Origin of the sequence: Dyadobacter sp. CY323, assembly GCF_021390245.1 — a bacterium.
Lineage (GTDB): Bacteria > Bacteroidota > Bacteroidia > Cytophagales > Spirosomataceae > Dyadobacter.
In genome coordinates this window covers 78,008-97,654 of record NZ_JAJUXH010000018.1, presented here as the reverse complement: position 1 = coordinate 97,654, position 19,647 = coordinate 78,008, and the positions used below count along the sequence as shown (strand labels likewise).

Genomic DNA, 19,647 nt, shown 5'->3' with positions numbered 1-19,647 from the left:
CATTTCACCCCTCATCCACATCTCACCTCTCACATTTTACATCATCTCCTAAATCCCCACTTCTCCCATTTCCCATTTCACATCTCACATTTCACATTTCACATCTCACATCCATGATAACAAACTATATAAAAATCGCCTGGAAGGTTTTGCTGCGGCATCCTTTCTATACATTCATTACCTTGTTCGGTATCAGTCTGACTTTGACCGTCTTAATGGTCGTGACTTCGTTTCTGGATCATTTGTTCGGGACGCATTATCCGGAAGTGAACCGTGATCGCAGCCTTTACATTGGTACAGTTCTTCAGCAGGATTCCACGAGGACTTCTACATCATCCGGCCCGGCTACATTTGGGTTTTTGACCAAACATGCCAAATCTCTCAAATCGGCTGAACGTGTTACGATCCTGTCGAATTTCAGTTTTTCCAATACCTATGTAAATGGTAAAAAGATCAAGCTGAATACCAAATACACGGATGCTGATTTTTGGTATGTTACTGGTTTTCAGTTCCTGGAAGGAAAGCCATATAATGAGTCAAATATTAAAAACGGCGACCACGTTGCAGTGATCACGGATGCATTGCGCGACCAGTATTTTGAGAAAGATGCGGGTTCTGTGGTTGGTAAAAATATTGAAATCGAGAATATCCACTATCGTGTGATCGGGGTGGTAAAAGGCAGCCCGCCAACCCGGGTTTATACGTATTCAGACGTTTATTTTCCATATACCGCACCTAAAAGCAATTATGAAAGCAAGGGAATGCGTGGACGCTACACGGCAATCATTTTAGCAAAAAGCGCAGCTGATTTTCCGGAGATCCAGGCTGAATTTAACAATCATATCTCGTCGATCTCAAAAGAAGAAATTCAGGATGGACAGAAATTTTCCATTCTGATCGTACGTGCGGACAAGTATTTTGATCACTTTCTGAACACATTTGCCAGGGACGAAACGCAAATCATATTGTTCTATTCGGTGGTTGTACTGGTACTGGTGATGTTCATGGGTTTGCCGGCCATTAATCTGGTCAATGTGAATGTGAGCCGGATTTTGGAACGTGCCTCGGAGATTGGGGTGAGAAAGGCATTTGGTGCGCCGTCAAAGGCATTACTCTGGCAATTTATCATTGAGAACGTCTTTATTACGTTCATCGGCGGCGCGTTCGCACTCATACTATCCTACCTGGTTATCAAAATGATCAATTCGAGCGGCTGGATTGCCTATGCGGATCTGACGATCAACTTTTCTGTATTTGTAATCAGCATCGGCGTCTGCCTGTTATTCGGCCTGCTTTCCGGCGTTCTCCCGGCATTCAGGATGTCGAAACTAAAAATCGTAGACGCGTTGAAAGGGTAGTAGAAAACTTCGGCTGTCGGCGATCAAATTCAATCAATCACTCATTCAAAATCATTATGCTCCGTCATCTCTTCAAATTAATCTGGAATAAAAAGGGGACGCAATCTCTGCTCATTATTGAGATCTGGGCGTCGTTTATGGTGCTTTTCGGTGTACTTTCGCTCATCACCTACAATGGCAGGAATTACCTGCTGCCGATCGGGTTTGAGTATGAGCGGGTCTGGAATCTGGATCTCGCTGCTAATCAGGATACGGTGGAAGTCGCGGCCAAACTGAAACGTGCATTGCAGCGCGTAAAATCTTATAAAGAAGTGGAATCGGCGGCCAGAACGAGTAGTAATACGCCATTTTCGGCAAACCAAATCGGTAATTCGGTTACTTATAAAAAGGTAAAGGTGGGTGGTGATTTTTATTATACGGGCGCGGATTTTGGTAAAACTCTTGATATGCCGGTGATCGCAGGCAGATGGTACAAAGAAGGTGACCGCGTCGCCAAATTCATTCCCATTGTGATTAATAGAAAGATGCAGGACCAATTGTTCCTGGACGAATCCCCATTAAATAAAGTGATTAAGATTGATGATAAAAGTTCTTATAAAGTAATGGGGGTGGTGGAAAGATTTAAGGCAAAAGGTGATTTCATGTCCGATACGCCTGCACTTTTCGAGATGATCGCAACTGATGATAACGGGAATTCCAATATCCTTATCAAAACGAAGCAGGGTACAGATGCAAATTTCGAAGCCAGGCTGGTACGAGACCTGGCAACCATGCTGCCCGGCTGGGGTATCGAGGTTAGTTACCTGAGAGAATCGCGGGTAAACAGGCATAATCTGACCCTGTTTCCGGTCATTATCTTCCTCGTTATCAGTAGTTTTCTTCTGACGAATGTGGCACTCGGATTATTTGGAATATTAAACCTGAACATCGCGCGACGCAAAAATGAGATCGGTTTGAGACGGGCAATGGGGGCGACAGAAGGTAAAGTTACTTTGCAGTTTTTGGGTGAGATCTGGGTTTTAGCGACATTTAGTTTGATTTTAGGGCTGATTTTCGCTGTGCAATTTCCGCTTTTGAAGGTATTCGATATGGACAGCGCAGTTTACATCATGGCAATTTTGGCCTCCATTGTGGTTATTTATATCATTGTTACACTATGTGCCTGGTTTCCAAGCCGCCAAGCCTCCCGCATCCATCCGGCGGTGGCGTTGCATGAGGAGTGATTTTATGGTGGATGTGGGATGTGAGATGTGAGATGTGAGATGTGAGATGTGAGATGTGGGCCGCCGGGCGGTGAGATGTGAGATCCGGGCCGCCGGGCGGTGAGATGTGACGGAGTGACCGGGTTGCCGGTGCGATGATTGAATGATTTAATGACTGATTTTGAGTAAGTTACGTAGAAAGAAGTTTTTTTGGCTAAAAGCTAAAAGCTAAAAGCTAAAAGCTAAAAGCTAAAAGCTAAAAGCTAAAAGCTAAAAGCTAAAAGCTAAGTAAAATAAATTATGCTCCTCATAGTAGACGACGATTTAGCGATACGTACCTCACTGATTTTTCTTTTGAAAAAGGAAGGATTTAGTGTGAAAGGGGTGGGTTCGCCGGAAGAGACATTTGATGTTTTGAAATCGGTAACGCCCGAATTGATTTTACTGGATCTTAATTTTTCGATTGAAACGTCGGGCGAGGAAGGAATGCAGCTGCTGAAAAGGATTAAGAAGTTTAATGCAGCTATTCCGGTTATTCTGATCACCGGCTGGGGTACGATTGACCTCGCTGTAAATGGAATGAAAGATGGGGCGACTGATTTTATTACAAAACCCTGGCAGAATGATTATCTGATTCAATCTGTGCGGACGATTTTGAATCTTTCGCAGCAAACCCCGCAGTCGGCAAACCGTAAAAAACTGGAACAACAATACCATTTCGAAAACATTGTCGGGCAGGATCCGAAGCTGCTGGAAATCCTGGAAACGGTCGGCAGGGTAGCATCTACCGACGCGCCGGTACTGATCACCGGCGAGAGTGGTACCGGCAAAGAACTCATCGCGGAAGCAATCCATTCAAACAGCAAACGCAAAGGCCGGCCGTTTGTGAAAGTGAATTTGGGCGGTATTTCGTCCACGTTGTTTGAAAGTGAACTATTTGGCCACGTCCGGGGTGCATTTACGGATGCTAAGTCGGATCGGATTGGGCGGTTTGAAATGGCGCACAAAGGATCTATTTTTTTGGACGAGATCGGCGAACTGGATCTTTCAAGTCAGGTGAAATTGCTGCGGGTTTTACAGGAAAGGACTTTCGAGCCGCTCGGGAGCAGTAAAAGCCGGACTGTGGATGTCCGGGTGATTTGCGCAACCAATCGCAATCTGGAAGAAATGGTGGCACAAGGTACATTCCGGGAAGATCTTTATTACCGCATCAATCTGATCACCGTGAAGCTGCCCGCATTACGCGAGCGGCCCGATGATATTCCGCTGCTTTCCGAATTTTTTGTTAATAACCTCAAAACCATTTATCAGCGGCCAAATCTTCAATTGAATGCATCTGCGTATAAGTGGCTGCGGACATTGCCTTTGCAGGGAAACATTCGCCAGCTCAAAAACCTGGTCGAGCGAACAGTACTTTTGTCGGCAAACGATACGCTCGAAATCGCTGACTTTCAAAAGAATATGAGCACAAGCACTTCGGCAATGTCTCAAAAGGGCATTCCGGAGGTGGGCAGCATTACGCTCGAAGAAATGGAGTATCAAATGATCGCCAAAGCAATGCAGTTTCATCAGAACAAAGTAAGTAAAGTGGCACGATCGCTGGGCATTACACGGTTTGCGCTTTACCGCCGGCTAGAAAAGTATGGGATCTCGTACGATTTGGAGGAAGTATGAAGCTGTCGACCAAGGCTAAATATGTGCTGTATATCCTGGTGTTGCATTTGGTGCTGATCCTTCTCGTTTACAAAATTCTGTTTCAGGACAAGCTGCTATTTATTGCTTCTGAGGTGTTTTTGTTGCTTTCTGCCATTGCTTCCATTCAATTGTATCGAAATTTTATGCAACCTATCCAATTTGTGAGATCCGGAATTGAAGCCATTAAAGACAAGGATTTTTCGATCAAGTTCGTACCAACCGGCAAAGGTGAAGTTGATTCTTTGATCGAGGTCTATAACCTGATGATCGACCAGTTACGGGAGGAACGGACAAAGCTGCACGAGCAACATTATTTTTTGGAAAAGCTGATCGAGGCATCGCCCATTTCCATTATTATCCTCGATTTCGACGACCGGATCGAATCGCTGAATTTAAAAGCAAAAGAGCAATTCAAAAGTGCAGGAGAAGCTTTTGAGGGGAAAAAATTGTCGGAAACAGACTTGCCTGTTTTGCAGGAGCTGGCCGATATGACGGATGGTGATTCGCGGGTTGTGAAAACCAATGGCATTGTGACATTCAAAATCCAGCGTTCGCATTTCATGGATCAGGGTTTCCGCAGGTCGTTTTTAATGATCGAGGAGCTGACAAACGAAATCCTGGAATCGGAAAAAAATGCATATGGAAAAGTAATTCGTATGATGGCCCACGAGGTAAACAATACGCTCGGCGCAACCGATTCGATTTTGCAGACCACCAGCCAGGTTCTTTTGGGACAGGATTTTGAAGAGATCAGGGAGGCGTTGGATGTGGCTTCTGAACGAAATCGCCGCCTGACCGGCTTTATGCGGAACTTCGCCGACGTCGTGCGACTGCCGGTACCTGCGCTCACCAATACGGATGTGGGCAAGCTGCTCCGCGATGTTGCGGTGTTTATGACGCCGGCAGCTGCGAGTAAAGGCGCAACCCTTATCGCGATTTTACCAGACAAAGAATTGTATCAAAATCTGGATATGGGGCAAATGGAACAGGTTTTAGTGAATGTGGTTAAAAATGCCATTGAAGCGTGTGAAGCAGGAAATGAAATTAGAATGGAAATCCACGATAGTCACATTATCATAAAAAACAATGGAAAGCCGATTGATGCTGAGGTGAGTAGCAGGCTTTTTAATCCGTTTTTCAGTACAAAACGGGATGGGCAGGGAATTGGACTTACATTAACGAGAGAGATCCTGATCAATCACGGATTTGCTTTTTCGTTACAGACAGATCAGCAGGGTTGGACGGTTTTTACCATTGAAATGGGAAGCTGATAGTTGGGTCAAAGCTTGCGTACCCGGATCACAAAGGCATTTGCCGGGTTTAGTTCCATGAGCTGTTTGATATCGCTTTCCGCTAATCCTTTTTGTTTTAATGCAGGAAGTAATTTGTCAGAAATTGTTGTGTAACCTCTGAATTTTCCTCCATCGGGTTCACCGGGTTGGTACCAGCCGGCATCATGTGAAATCAGTATTTGGTTTAAAAAGCCTTTTGATTTCAGAAAAAGGATGGTTTCCGCATTTTTATCGATACTATCTTCACTAATGCCGTCCAGACTTACCCAGCAGCCACTTTTAGCAGTCACGGCCATTTCTTCCGGCGTTCCGTTTGCGTGAACCCACACGAAAGCTTTGGGATCAACCTTCATTTTTTTAAGTATCTCAATTTCCTGTTGCGCAGGAAGTGCCGGTCCGGTGTGAGAGCAAATGGTCAGGCCGGTTTTCAAATGCGTTAATGCAGCAGCAGTGATTAATTTTTTATGAAGTTCAGAAAGTGGCCCGGGATTCACACCTGTTTTGATAAAACCTGGTTTAATGGCGGTACCTTCAATCCCGTTTTGGAATTCACCTACCCATCTTTCGGCTAATTGTTCGGCCGTTTCCGTAAATGCCCATTTGGGAAGATATTTGTTATCGGAAGCACCATAGTAGCCGGTATTCGTGATCATATTCAGACCCGACTTATCCGAGAGTTTTTGGAGTAATAGTACATCACGTCCGATAAAGGCCGGCGTACATTCCATCACCGTTTGAATCCCCCGTGACTTGATCTCCATTAAATAGGGTAGTACTTTCCGGATCACTTCCTCGTGATTCCAACGATCGGACGTGATTTTATCAGCACCAATAAAATCCACCAGAACATGTTCATGAATCAGCGATCGGCCAAGGTCCGAGGTAGCAATTTTGCCTTTTACGGAGTAGGTGAAATTTGCAGGTTGCTGGTTTGAAATGGAGAGAAATGGCGCTAATGCACAGATTTGGAGGAATTCACGTCTGGGGAAATTGTGGGAAATCATATTCTAAGGTAGCTCTGAGCTTTTAAGTTCTTTCTCTAACGAACCAGAAACCTCGGACTTATGTGTATGTCTCCAGAACTGAAATAGTGCCTCATTATCAAGCATCATTTGTTTCAAACGCTCTTGGGGAGATTTCGCTAGCCACAATTGCAATTGAATCTGTTTGATATAATCAGCTGTATCAGTCATGATTTAAGCAAGTTAAATGTATGTAGCTTTAATAAATAAATCCATTGCTTTATGTAAACCCAATCTAAGTTACTGATTCCAGACAAGTTTTTAATATCCTCCATTTGAATTGCAGATTGCAAATCTTGTATCCAAATTAATTTAGAAAGGAGCAGATCCTCTGGTGTCACCACGTATACGGTTTTACTGCGTCGAGAATCGCATTTTCATTACAATAATACCCTTCTTTGAAATTATCGATAAAGGTTTTTACGTCTTCTGTTCGCAGATTTACTATAAAATCAAAATCTCTTGTCGCTCTCGGAACAATGTACAAACTCATTGCAACACTTCCTGACAACATGTAGGAGATACCGCATTTGTCTAAAACGTCTGTTATTTTGTTGAAAAACTGAATCATCTAATCAAGCGCTAAAACACTTATTTGCATTTAAAGAGCTATATAAAACGTACTCGATAGATATGAATATGATTGCCCGGGGTAATCGTTACTCAATAATAATAAAAGGATTTGGGCTGAATGAGATTACAAAAATGATCAATGCAAAGATGCCCAGAATAATGCGTGGGGTGTCGAGGGGCTCATTTTCTTCGGTTTCCGGATGATGGATCCCGAGGAAGCGGCCGAGAATGAATACGAAAGGCAAAAACCCGGTCGAACCTTCCCATTCGGGTCGGATGTATGAAACGGCAAACTGTCCGACCACAATAATCAGACTGATCATCAACGCCGTGGAAGGAATATCACTCACTCTTTTAAAGCAGATGTAAAGAAAGTAAATGTACATAGCCAGATAAAAGAGGCGCTCGTAGAAAACCGCGTCGGTACCTGATGCGAACGAGTCGGTGCGGAAAAGGCCTAATCCCGCATAAAAGGCGAAAATTCCGAACAGAATAGGGGCAATGAAGTTAAACTTCTTTTTGCCGATCAATCCATAAAGTATATGCCCGCCATCCAGCTGACCGATTGGAATGAGGTTTAAAGAGGTAAAAAACAAAGCCAGGTAGCCCGCGAAAATGTACGGATAATGGATCATTTCGTATGCATGCGGCAGTCTGGCTGGATCCGCAATGTAGGTTTTAAATAACCAAAACAGGATATTGTCTCCCAATGCAAGATTTCCGGTTGCCTCCTCATACACGTATTGCGCATAATCCAGCCCGTACCTTGCGTACTCCGGATGAACCGAGAAAATATATTCCGGCGGCGGCAAATGCGTAAATCCATACCAAAGCACAACCAAAGCAGCAATGAAACCGGCGAGCGGTCCGGCAATGCCGATATCGAAGAATTTCAGTCGCGACGTTACAACTGATTTAATGCGGATAAATGCCCCCATCGTCCCGATGCTTTGCGAAATCCCAAACCACAATGGAATGTAATAGGGTAGGGTCACTTTCACCTTGTGATACTTCGCGACGAAATAATGACCGAATTCGTGAATGGTCAGAATGGCGAGAAATGGGATGGAGAAATGAAATCCCTGCAAAAATTCCGGCCATCCCATCGGTTTGGCCAGTTCGGGAACCTGTTTTTCCACCTCACCGCCGGCAAGAAAAAGGACAAAATCGTAAATGAAAGAAAAGATATTGCCATACATCCATTCGGCACCGGCCATGGTCGTGGTAATGATTGTAACCACAAACAAAACCGTCTGAATGATGTACGTGCGTGTATTAGACTGCATAGTCTTTGAGATATTCCAGTATGGTAGTTGGCTTTTGTACGTGTATCGTATCGATTCCTATTTTGGCCGCACCCTGAATGTTGTCATAATTATCGTCCAGGAACAACGTTTCTTCTGCTTTCAGATCAGCTGCTTCAAGTACTTGCTCGTAAATGCGCACGTCCGGCTTCATTAACCCCATTTCGTACGATAGAAAGACTTTTTCAAATAAATCATCCAGCTTGTCAACACCAGTCGAAGCTTTCAGGATTTTATTTACCTGTGTAATGTGGATGGAGCTTGTATTGCTGAGGAGAAACAGCCGGTAATTTTTAGCGAGGTTTCTTAGTAATTCAACACGTTCCGGGGGCAGGTCAAGAAGTAAGCTATTCCAGGCGGTGTCGATGGCTTCGTCTGTCAGATCTGAGTAATCGAGCATTTCGCGGATCAGATTTCTGAATCCGGCCTCATCGAGCGTACCCGTTTCGAATTGCCGGAAAAGATCATTTTCTTTAAAAATCGTCAGAATTTCACTTTGTTCTCTTCCACTCAGTTCGGAGAATGATTTAGAAGCGACTGGGACGTCGATGTTCAGGATCACATCGCCCAGATCGAATATAATGTTCTTAATCTTTTCGTTTTTCATGAAAGGCAATTAGCTGCTAGCGATTAGCTGTTAGCTCTATTTATGTGTAATTCAGGATTCAATCACTACACCCATGGCGCAGAACTTTTCGATACGCTGGTCAATGCGGTCTTGCTCGGTAATGGCTGTCAACTCCGTGATATTTTCCAGAATAACCCTTTTGAGTTCTTCGGCCATCCAGTTGTGATCCAAATGCGCGCCACCCAGCGGTTCGGAAATGATGCCGTCGATCAGCTTGTTTTTCTTCATATCCTTGGCTGTAATCTTCATGGCCTCGGCAGCCTGTTCTTTAAAATCCCAGCTTCTCCAAAGGATCGCAGAACAGTTTTCAGGGGAAATAACGGAGTACCAGGTATTTTCCAGCATTAAAACCCTGTCGCCAATGGCGATCCCCAAAGCTCCGCCTGACGCACCTTCCCCAATCACAATGCAGATCACAGGCACTTTCAGCATGAACATTTCTTTCAGATTTCGTGCGATTGCTTCGCCCTGCCCACGTTCCTCCGCCTCCATACCCGGAAATGCGCCCGGTGTATCAATGAGGGTAACGATAGGTTTATTGAATTTTTCGGCCAGCTTCATCAATCGCAAAGCCTTGCGGTAACCCTCGGGATTTGGCATACCAAAATTCCGGTGCTGTCTTTGCTTTGTATTCCGGCCTTTTTGTTGCCCGATGAGCATAAACGACTGCCCGCCTACATTGGCAAGACCGCCAATAATAGCCGGATCGTCCCGCACCTGACGATCTCCGTGCAATTCAATAAACTCGTCACAGATCAGTTCGATGTAATCTAATGTGTAGGGACGGTCGGGGTGGCGTGAAAGCTGTACACGCTGCCAGCGTGTAAGGTTTTCAAAGATTTCTTTTCGAAGATTTGTTATATTGTTTTCCAACAATGAAATGGCGTCCGAAAAATCCACATTGTTTTCTTTCGCCAATGTTTTCATTTCTTCGAGCTTACGTTCGAGCTCGGACATAGGTTTCTCAAAATCCAGGTATGTTCTCATATTCAGGTACGTAGTTGGGTGGCTAAATGGGCTTTACAGTTCGTAAACATGCCCGCGTAATGGTATCTCTACCGATTTGTAGCCATTATCTAAAATTTTACTTCGGAAATCAGCCATACTTTGCTGTTCTCCATGGACCAGAAAAACGCCTTTCAGCTGCTCGGGGTCCTGTGTTTTTACAAAGTTCAACAGATCATTCTGGTCTCCGTGCCCGCTAAATACGTCAATTTTTTCAATATTAGCCAAGACAGGCAACTGCTTTCCCCGTATCGAAATCGTGTCCTGCCCATTCAGCAGGCGCCATCCCAGCGTACCTTCCGAAGCATAGCCGATCATCAGGATTGTTGCATACGGATTGCCGATATTAGCTTCCACATGCTGCTCCACACGACCCCCCTGGACCATACCCGACGACGAAATGATAATGCAGGGTTCATTGTAATTGGACACCGCGCGGCTCGCATCAGAACTTTCAAGGTAAATCAGATTTTCAAAGTCAAAAAGCATTTCGTTGTCTTCGTGAAAACTTCGTGCCTCCTTGTTCAGCAGCCGGATATGACGCTGGTAAACCTTTGTACTGCTATGAGCGAGCGGACTATCCGAAAATACTTTTATAACCGGAAATGACCGGTTCAGGTACAGTTGGTTCAGTGTATAAAGCAACGCTTGAGTGCGTCCCACGCTGAACGAAGGAATGATAAGCCGGCCGGGAATGTCAATGCAGGTGCGTTTGATCACATCTGCCAATGCCTCTACCGGCGCTCCCTGATCTTCATGCAGGCGATTTCCGTAGGTCGACTCGCAAATCAGGTAATCGACCTGTGGTATTTCCTGAGGATCAGTAAGTAATGGGTAATTTTTGCGGCCAATATCTCCAGAAAAACAAAGTTTTTTCTTTTGGCCATTTTCGTAAACCTCAACCACAATGTGAGCCGCACCGAGCAAATGGCCGGCAGGATAAAACACAATGGTAATGTTGTCGGCAATGCGGTAACGCTGTCCGAAAGCGACGGGAACAAAGTTTTCAATGGCCTCGATTACATGTTTTTCAACAAAATAATCCATCGGAACTTCTTTCGCTTTTCTTCCCCGTTTTTTATTGGAAGAACTGTTTCGGGCATTCAGGCGCTTTTGGTGCAGGTTAGCTGCATCTTTCAGCAGCAGGTTAGTCAATGCGAGAGTCGGTTCGGTACACACAACCCGGCCTTCAAATCCCTCTTTATATAAATTGGGAATGTTGCCGGAATGGTCAATATGGGCGTGTGTGAGAAGTACCGTGTTAATTAAGCTAGGTTCAAAAGGAAAGACACTTTTTTGTTCTTCGTATCTGGTTTTCCTGCCAATCTCATCTAAGTCAAAATCAGAGCCACAATCGATCAGAATTCGGTAATCGTCTGATTCCAGCAGAAACATACTACCTGTAACTTGCTGTGCAGCTCCCCAAAATGTCAATTTCATATATTAAAAATGGGGTGAAAGCTATATTGAGGGTCCTTTTACTCTGGAAACTCAATATTATTCTTGTGTGCAATCGTTATAACTCGGCAATCATTTGTCTAATATCTGACAAAAGTACCAAAAAACAGTCTGAGATTTGGGCATAACTTACTAGTTTAGATTTTGGCATACACCGGTTTCCCCGTCTTTTGAAGACTCCTGACGTTTATGAAAATAATCCTTCTTGCCTTTTTAACTGTTATTTATTCCACGGGTTTTACACAAACGATTGATAGCGTCGCGCTTAACAATTTACGTGATGCTGTCCTGGAACTTCAAAACAGTGAATTAATGCGGAGTGGCTCACTGGCACTGAGTGTAAAATCGGTGAAAGAAAAAAGCAGCATCTTCGGATTGAACCCGGAGCGATCGCTGCCTTCCGCCTCCACACTGAAACTCGTTTCTACGGCCACTGTACTTTCTGTTTTCGGAGGAGATTTTCGTTTTCAAACTTTCCTGGAACATGATGGAGCCATTAAAGGCGATACCTTAATCGGCAACCTGTACATCCGCGGAACGGGAGATCCGTCGCTGGGAAGTGACCGGTTCACAGGCTATCTCAAATCAACCGAATTGCTCAACCGCTGGACTGCCGCAGTAAAAAAAGCGGGTATCAAACACATCCGCGGAAAGGTTTTACCTGATGCTTCTTTTTTCGATAACAGCACTGTCGCGAGCACCTGGATCTGGGGCGATATCGGAAATTATTACGGTGCCGGTGTACAGGGACTTAATTTCAATGAAAATCTGTACAGAATTAAATTCAAACCCGGCGCCGACGTAGGCGATCCTGTCGCATTCCTGGGAATAGAGCCGGATATTCCATACCTAACCTTTGTAAATCAGGTAACTACGGGAGAACGCGGTTCGGGTGACAAAACCATTGTATATAGCAGCCCGCTCGGAAGTAGTGTGGTCCTGACAGGAACAGTACCCGCCGGGCAAGCAACTTTTACGGTAAAAGGTTCCATTCCCGACGCAGCTTATTACACCGCGTTTGCATTAAAAAGAAACCTGATTAATGCAGCCATTCTAGTCCAGGAGCAGCTTTTGCCGGCAAATACCATTGTCTCGCAAACGTCGAACGCAAAGAAGGTATTGGATGAATATAAATCGCCGCCTTTGCGTGAATTGTGCCAGCAAACCAACTTCTGGAGCATTAACCTTTTCGCCGATGCATTTTTCAAACAAGCTGGAAAACGTCTTTCCGGCAAGTCGGATTATGATGCGGCTGCGCTGGCTATTACCTCATACTGGTCTGGAAAAGGTGCGGATCTCAGAGGTTTTTATATTAAAGACGGCAGCGGTTTGTCACCTTCCGCATCCATTACCGCAAACAGTTTAACGGATATTCTCAACCTCGCGAATAAGGATGCCAGTTTCAGCGATTTTTACAAAAGCATTGCGGTAATGGGGCAGAATGGAACCGTACGCAACCTTGGAAAAGGTACCCGTGCTGCGGGGAATATTCATGTAAAAAGTGGCTCTATTGAAGGTACGCGGGCATTCGCTGGATATGTGACTTCCAAATCAGGCGCATTGCTAAGCTTTACCATGATTGCAAATAAGTATTTGCCCGGAAGCCAGCGCGTCGTTTCCGACGAGCTGGTCAGGCTGATGACTTTGATTGCGCGGTTATAATAAATGGGCATGTAGAGTTACGACAACGCGTCTACTCTGCTATTTTTTCAATAATGAAATTGTGGTTCGTGTAAATGCAGAGATCGGCAGCAACCGTCAAACCTTCCCGTACCATTTCCTCGGCGGACAGGTGACCCGCATGCTTTTTCAATGCCTGGGCCGCAGATAATGCATAGTTACCACCCGATCCGATTGCCGCGATACCGTTTTCAGGTTCAAGAACATCACCCGTTCCGGAAATGACCAGTATTTCATCTTTACTCGCAGTGATCATCATCGCTTCAAGTTTTCGCAGGTAACGATCTGTTCTCCAATCTTTTGCAAGCTCAATGGCGGCGCGTTTCATATTTCCACCGTATGCATTCAGCTTTTCTTCGAATTTCTCGATCAGCGTAAAAGCGTCGGCTGTGGAGCCCGCAAATCCGGCCAGGATTTTGCCGCCCATTAAAACACGGATCTTTCTGACATTTCCTTTGGCAACCGTATTTCCCATCGTCGCCTGACCGTCTGCACCCAACGAAACGGTGCCATTATGAAGTACGCCAAGTACGGTGGTCGCGTGTATTTTTTCCATTGATTCTCTTTTAATTTGGTAAAATGGCTGTAAAACAAAAGTGCCAGGTCGCGAAACCTGACACTTTGTACATGAATGCAATTTTTGAAGTTAGACAAGCATGCTCATCGGTTCTTCCAGTAACTTTTTAACTGTCAAAAGGAATTGAGCTCCCAATGCGCCATCCACCACGCGGTGATCTGCCGAAAGTGTCACTTTCATGATGTTGGTCGGGTAAACCGTTCCATCTTCCTTGAAAGCCGCTACTTTCTTGATCGCCCCAATCGCGAGGATACACGAATCCGGCGGGTTAATGATCGCGGTGAATTCATCCACGCCAAACATGCCAAGGTTTGAAATCGAGAATGTGTTTCCTTCCCAGTCTTTTGGCTGCAATTTTTTATCCTTCGCTTTTCCGGCAAGGTCTTTCACCTCACCTGAAATCGTCGAAAGAGTTTTCTTATCAGCATCGCGGATCACAGGTACCAGCAAACCTTCGTCTACTGCCACTGCCACACCGATGTTGACGTAGTTGTATTTTCTGATCTTATCACCCAGCCAGGCTGAATTCACAGCCGGATGTTGTTTCAATGCAACCGCACATGCTTTGATCACCATGTCGTTGAATGAGATTTTGGCCGGACTTACTTCATTCAGCTGCGGACGCAATGCCATGGCTTTGTCCATCACAATTTCCATGGTTACATAGAAATGCGGCGCGGTAAACAAGCTTTCGCTCAGGCGGCGCGCAATGGTTTTGCGCATTTGGGAGATTGGCGTATCCGTAAAGTCTCCCGACGCTGGTGCGGCAGAGGCTGGCGCTGCTGGGGCAGTTGCAGCTTCGGCTTTCGCAACAGGTGCGGGTGCGGCGGCAGCAGGTTGTGCAGCAGCTTTGAACTCATCCACATCACGTTTAATAATTCTTCCATTATCGCCGCTTCCTTCAACCTGGCTCAGGTTAATGCCTTTTTCATCGGCCAGGCGTTTCGCCAGCGGAGAAGCTTTCACGCGATCTCCTGAGTCGGCAACCGAAACGGTTTTCTCTGCACCATTAGAGGATGCGGCTGGTGCGGCACCTTCTTTCGCAGCGGGGGCGCTTTCCGTTTCCGCCACTTCCTCGCCATTTTCTCTCGCAAGTAATGCATCCACATTTGCACCTTCTTCTCCGATCACGGCGATAATTCCGTCTACTGGAACGGATTCACCTTCTTTAATGCCAACATAAAGCAAAGTTCCGTCTTCGTATGCTTCAAGCTCCATCGTGGCTTTGTCGGTTTCGACTTCCGCCAGTATATCTCCTGATTTTACTTTATCTCCCACTTTTTTCTGCCACGAAACCAAAGTCCCTTCCTCCATCGTATCGCTCATCTTCGGCATTCGCACCACCGTCGCATTAATTTTTTCGGTAGAAGCAGCTGGTTTTTTGGCAGGTTCAGGTGTTACAGTTTCGACTGCCGGCGCTGACGTTTCGGATTTCGGCTCCTCTACTGCAGGCGCAGCTTCCGGCGCGCCGTTTGAAGTAGCTCCGTTTCCACTACCTTCTTCCAAAAGAGATTTATAATCTTCACCTTGTGCGCCAACAATAGCCATAATGCCATTAATAGGAACCGCATCACCCTTATTTACACCGACATATAGAAGTGTTCCGTCGTAATAAGATTCCAGGTCCATCGTCGCTTTATCGGTTTCGACTTCCGCAATGATTTCACCGGATTTTATTGTATCACCAACTTTTTTGTGCCATTCTGCGATAACACCTTCTTCCATGGTGTCGCTCATTTTGGGCATACGAATTACTTCTGCCATATCGCTTGTTAAGGTATTTTAGTTTCTTGGTCTGAAAATTAGATTAAAGTCAAAATTACAACAAAAGGGTTATTTTGTACCCGCTTTTGTCAGAATTCTGCACCTCTACGCTTTTTTAATTGATCTTCAAAACAGCCATAAATGCTTCCTGCGGGATTTCCACATTCCCTACCTGACGCATTCTTTTCTTTCCTTTCTTCTGCTTTTCAAGTAGTTTCCGTTTACGGGAAATATCACCACCGTAGCATTTCGCCAAAACGTCTTTCCGCATCGCCTTCACCGTTTCCCGGGCAATAATCTTCTGGCCGATAGCCGCCTGGATCGCGATCTCGAACATTTGGCGAGGGATCAGTTCACGCAGCTTTTCGCACAGTTTTTTGCCCCATTCGTAGGATTTAGAGCGGTGTACGATCGCCGAAAGCGCATCCACCGGTTCGCCGTTCAGCATCACGTCCAGCTTCACCATGTCGGATTCCTGATAACCCGCCAGTTCGTAATCCAGCGAGGCGTACCCTCTCGAAATGGTTTTAAGTCTGTCAAAAAAGTCAAAAACGACTTCTGCGAGCGGCATTTGGAATTGCAGTTCTACACGCTCGGCAGTAAGGTAAACCTGGTTTTTAAGAATTCCACGTTTGTCCATACACAAATTCAGGATCGGGCCGATGTAGTCCGATTTCGTGATGATCTGCGCATTAATATAAGGTTCTTCAATGGTTTTGATAAAGTTTGGCTCCGGCATTTCCGACGGTGCGCTGATGTTCATCAAGGTATCTCTGGTATTCAATACTCGGAATTGCACCGAAGGTACCGTGGTGATTACGGTCATGTCAAACTCGCGTTCCAGCCTTTCCTGAACAATCTCCATGTGGAGCATTCCCAGGAAACCGCAGCGGAAACCAAAGCCCAGCGCAGCCGATGTTTCAGGTTCCCAAACGAGCGCCGCATCGTTCAATTGCAGCTTTTCCATCGCCTCCCGAAGTTCTTCAAACTCGCTCGTGTCAACTGGATATATCCCCGCAAAAACCATCGGTTTGACTTCTGAAAATCCTTTGATGCCTTCACTTGCCGGACGGTCGATATGAGTGAATGTATCACCTACCTTTACTTCCTTCGCAACTTTGATACCAGAGATCAGATACCCTACATCGCCGCATTCCACCACTTGTTTGGGGATTTGCGCCAGCCCGAGCGTGCCGATTTCGTCCGCAATGTATTCTTTGCCCGTCGCCATGAACTTCACGCGATCGCCTTTTCGGATCGTCCCGTTCTTCACGCGGAAAATAACTTCGATACCGCGGTAGGAGTTAAATACAGAATCAAAAATAAGTGCCTGCAATGGAGCTTTCGGATCGCCAACCGGCGCCGGGATACGTTCAATAATCGCAGTCAGAATTGCCTCAATACCAATTCCTTCTTTTCCGCTGGCCGGGATAATGTCTTCTCTGTTACAATCCAGCAGATCCACCATTTCATCCTTGATCTCCTCGGGCATGGCGCCGGGAAGGTCAATTTTGTTCAAAACAGGAATGATTACCAGATCGTGGTTGATTGCGAGGTAAAGATTTGAAATGGTCTGTGCCTCAGTACCTTGTGATGCATCAACCAAAAGTAATGCACCTTCACAAGCCGCAATGGAACGCGACACTTCATATGAAAAGTCAACGTGGCCGGGAGTATCGATCAGATTCAGAATGTATTCTTCTCCTTGATATATATAGTTCATCTGGATCGCATGACTCTTGATCGTGATGCCTCGCTCGCGTTCCAGATCCATATTATCCAGGAGTTGTGCCTGCATTTCACGCTTGGTCACTGTATTTGTGAATTCCAGCAAACGATCTGCTAATGTGCTCTTCCCGTGATCAATATGGGCAATAATGCAAAAATTACGGATTTTCTTCATGAAGTAGTTACCAATCAAATGCCTTGACGGATTAGTTCAGGTCAAAGCAACCACAAAATTACGAGGGTAATTAATATTTCAACAGGTTTTCAGCGGGAAGTTCAAACTAAAAGGATTTTGCTACTTTAAAACGAAGATTGAAATTTTTACACAAAATATTTAATCAAATGATTAAATATTTTGTGTAGTCTGAAATTCTCACTTACATTTGTCCCATTATTGTATTCTGGAATGGCGAAGCAAAAAAAGGCAGAACTGGATCTGACGACCGAGGAGAAAATTAAGGAAGCGGCGATTGTGGTATTCACTAAAAAAGGATACGGAAACGCGCGGACGAGGGACATTGCGGAGGAAGCGGGGATCAATCTGGCTTTGCTGAACTATTACTTTCGCAGCAAGGAAAAGCTTTTCGAAATTGTGATGGCCGAGCGCGTAGGCAAGCTTTTCAGCGTTCTCGGGCCGCTTTTGTATGACGAAACAACAAGTTTGGACGAAAAGCTGGACAGGATCGTGGACAATTACATTACCATGTTACTGGAACACCCCGAGCTGCCCATTTTCGTTTTGAGCGAAATCAGGAACAGTCCGGAGCAACTGGCAAACCGGCTGAACGCACGTCAGCATTTAACTGAATCGGTGTTTATCAAGCAGTTGGCTGAAAAAAGAAGCGACATTAGTCCCATTCATTTTTTAATGAGTTTGCTGGGAATGACGCTTTTTCCATTCATTGGAAAACCTGTTTTACAGCCGCTCACCGGTGGAGAAGATCATTATAAAGCGATGATGGAAGAACGCAAGAAGCTGATCCCCAAATGGATTAAATTGATTTTGGAAGAAGGATAAAATTTTTTGACTATACATTAATCAAATGATTAAATAAAACGAATAAATAAAATGATTAAACTGTTAAAAATTGGCGCTCTGCTTTTCTGTCTCTGCCTGATCTGCCAGCAGTTGCAGGCGCAGGAGAATGCGATAACTATCGAGGAAGCTTACAAGCTCGCCCGCCAAAACTATCCGATGATCCGACAACGCGACCTGATCGCCAAAACGCTGGATTACTCAGTCTCGAATGCCGCAAAAGGGTATTTACCTCAGATCAGCGTGCTCGGACAGGCTACGTATCAGTCGGCTGTAACGGAATTTAAACTGCCGGTTTCCTTGCCAGGAGTGGAGTTTCCGAGCATTTCAAAAGATCAGTATAAGGTATATGCGGATGTGAGTCAGACGATTTATGACGGTGGCCTGGTCCGGACGCAGGTTAAATCACACGAAATGAATGCGGGCATCGAGGGGCAAAAGCTGGAAGTGGAGCTTTATAAAATCAATGAGCGTGTCAACCAGATCTTTTTCGGGGTATTGATGATCGATGAGCAAATCAAGCAAAACCAGCTGCTAAAAAACGATATTCAGTTGGGGATCAGTAAGATACAGGCTCTCATTGCGAATGGAACTGCATTTAAAAGCAATGCGAATTCATTAAAAGCTGAGTTACTGAAAGCAGATCAGAGAATGATCGACCTGCAAGCCAGTAGACAAGCATACGTAGATATGCTCGCGCTGATGACGAACCAGCCACTCAGTGACTCGGTCATTTTTCAAAAACCTCAACCCGTAACAATTCCCGTTGAAATCAGCAGACCGGAATTGAAACTTTACGCCTTTCAAAATCAGGGACTTGACATTCAGGATCAGTTGATTAATGTAAAAAACCGTCCAAAGTTTAATTTCTTCTTTCAGGGAGGTTTCGGCAGACCGGCACTCAATATCCTGAGTAATAGTTTTGATCCTTATTATCTCACCGGAGTTCGTCTGAGTTGGTCATTATCAACCTTTTATACCGCAAAAAACGACCGCGGGCTGATCAAAAATAGCCGGGATGGCATTCAGCTACAAAGGGATACATTCCTATACAATACCAACCTGACATTAAAGCAGCAAAATGCGGAGACAACGCGATTTCAACAACTCCTGGCGACGGATAATGAGATCATCGAATTGAGAGAAAGCGTAAAAACGACTTCGGCAGCCCAGCTCGAAAACGGGATTATCAATACCAATGATTTTTTGCGTGAAGTCAATGCGGAAGATCAGGCGCGGCAAAGCAAAATCCTGCATGAGATCCAGCTTTTAGTGTCGGGATACAATTTGGTGAACACGATGGGAAAAGCAATTGAATAATACTT

General features: G+C 45.2%; 16 protein-coding genes. 7 read left to right on the top strand and 9 right to left on the bottom strand.

What is annotated here, in order from left to right:
* Window positions 1–113 precede the first annotated feature (113 nt).
* From LZG72_RS21940 to LZG72_RS21925, 4 genes are all read left to right on the top strand, one after another.
* Complete coding sequence (locus LZG72_RS21940) at window positions 114–1,358, top strand: ABC transporter permease (RefSeq protein ID WP_233877154.1); 1,245 nt, start codon at window positions 114–116, stop codon at window positions 1,356–1,358.
* A 56-nt stretch (window positions 1,359–1,414) separates the two neighbouring features.
* On the top strand, window positions 1,415–2,581 hold the full coding sequence (locus LZG72_RS21935; RefSeq protein ID WP_233877152.1) for an ABC transporter permease: 1,167 nt from the start codon (window positions 1,415–1,417) through the stop codon (window positions 2,579–2,581).
* A gap of 279 nt (window positions 2,582–2,860) precedes the next feature.
* Window positions 2,861–4,234, top strand: coding sequence for a sigma-54 dependent transcriptional regulator (locus LZG72_RS21930; RefSeq protein WP_233877150.1), 1,374 nt, complete (start codon window positions 2,861–2,863; stop codon window positions 4,232–4,234).
* Window positions 4,231–5,526 carry a PAS domain-containing sensor histidine kinase gene (locus tag LZG72_RS21925; protein ID WP_233877148.1) on the top strand — a complete coding sequence of 432 codons (1,296 nt, stop codon included), beginning with the start codon at window positions 4,231–4,233 and terminating at the stop codon, window positions 5,524–5,526. Before LZG72_RS21930 ends, LZG72_RS21925 begins: the two co-directional genes overlap by 4 nt.
* Window positions 5,527–5,534: 8 nt before the next feature.
* Here LZG72_RS21925 and LZG72_RS21920 read toward each other — a convergent pair whose 3' ends face one another.
* The 6 genes from LZG72_RS21920 to LZG72_RS21895 form a co-directional block, all read right to left on the bottom strand.
* On the bottom strand, window positions 5,535–6,551 hold the full coding sequence (locus LZG72_RS21920; protein WP_233877146.1) for a phosphotriesterase: 1,017 nt from the start codon (window positions 6,549–6,551) through the stop codon (window positions 5,535–5,537).
* A 355-nt stretch (window positions 6,552–6,906) separates the two neighbouring features.
* Window positions 6,907–7,140, bottom strand: a complete 234-nt coding sequence (locus LZG72_RS21915) for a hypothetical protein (RefSeq protein WP_233877144.1) — start codon at window positions 7,138–7,140, stop codon at window positions 6,907–6,909.
* A gap of 88 nt (window positions 7,141–7,228) precedes the next feature.
* A complete protein-coding gene (locus tag LZG72_RS21910) occupies window positions 7,229–8,428 on the bottom strand; it encodes a site-2 protease family protein (protein WP_233877142.1) in 1,200 nt (399 codons plus the stop codon).
* Window positions 8,418–9,053, bottom strand: coding sequence for an HAD family phosphatase (locus LZG72_RS21905; RefSeq protein ID WP_233877141.1), 636 nt, complete (start codon window positions 9,051–9,053; stop codon window positions 8,418–8,420). Before LZG72_RS21905 ends, LZG72_RS21910 begins: the two co-directional genes overlap by 11 nt.
* Before the next feature lie 51 nt (window positions 9,054–9,104).
* Entirely contained in the window at window positions 9,105–10,061 is a 957-nt protein-coding gene (locus LZG72_RS21900; RefSeq protein ID WP_233877139.1) for an acetyl-CoA carboxylase carboxyltransferase subunit alpha, read from the bottom strand.
* Window positions 10,062–10,094: 33 nt separating this feature from the next.
* On the bottom strand, window positions 10,095–11,519 hold the full coding sequence (locus tag LZG72_RS21895) for an MBL fold metallo-hydrolase RNA specificity domain-containing protein (RefSeq protein WP_233877137.1): 1,425 nt from the start codon (window positions 11,517–11,519) through the stop codon (window positions 10,095–10,097).
* Window positions 11,520–11,726: 207 nt separating this feature from the next.
* On the opposite strand from LZG72_RS21895, the gene dacB reads away from it, so the two are divergent.
* A complete protein-coding gene (gene dacB / locus LZG72_RS21890; protein WP_233877135.1) occupies window positions 11,727–13,199 on the top strand; it encodes a D-alanyl-D-alanine carboxypeptidase/D-alanyl-D-alanine-endopeptidase in 1,473 nt (490 codons plus the stop codon).
* Window positions 13,200–13,230: 31 nt separating this feature from the next.
* Here dacB and hslV read toward each other — a convergent pair whose 3' ends face one another.
* The 3 genes from hslV to lepA form a co-directional block, all read right to left on the bottom strand.
* The gene (gene hslV / locus LZG72_RS21885) at window positions 13,231–13,773 is read right to left on the bottom strand and encodes an ATP-dependent protease subunit HslV (RefSeq protein WP_233877133.1); all 543 of its coding nucleotides are present in this window, start codon (window positions 13,771–13,773) and stop codon (window positions 13,231–13,233) included.
* Between the two features lie 90 nt (window positions 13,774–13,863).
* Window positions 13,864–15,558, bottom strand: a complete 1,695-nt coding sequence (locus LZG72_RS21880) for a pyruvate dehydrogenase complex dihydrolipoamide acetyltransferase (RefSeq protein ID WP_233877131.1) — start codon at window positions 15,556–15,558, stop codon at window positions 13,864–13,866.
* 115 nt (window positions 15,559–15,673) lie between these two features.
* Window positions 15,674–17,461, bottom strand: a complete 1,788-nt coding sequence (lepA, locus tag LZG72_RS21875; RefSeq protein ID WP_233877129.1) for a translation elongation factor 4 — start codon at window positions 17,459–17,461, stop codon at window positions 15,674–15,676.
* 231 nt (window positions 17,462–17,692) lie between these two features.
* Here lepA and LZG72_RS21870 point away from each other — a divergent pair, with 231 nt between their 5' ends.
* Window positions 17,693–18,304, top strand: a complete 612-nt coding sequence (locus LZG72_RS21870; RefSeq protein ID WP_233877127.1) for a TetR/AcrR family transcriptional regulator — start codon at window positions 17,693–17,695, stop codon at window positions 18,302–18,304.
* Between the two features lie 51 nt (window positions 18,305–18,355).
* A complete protein-coding gene (locus LZG72_RS21865; protein ID WP_233877125.1) occupies window positions 18,356–19,642 on the top strand; it encodes a TolC family protein in 1,287 nt (428 codons plus the stop codon).
* The last annotated feature ends 5 nt before the right edge of the window (window positions 19,643–19,647 follow it).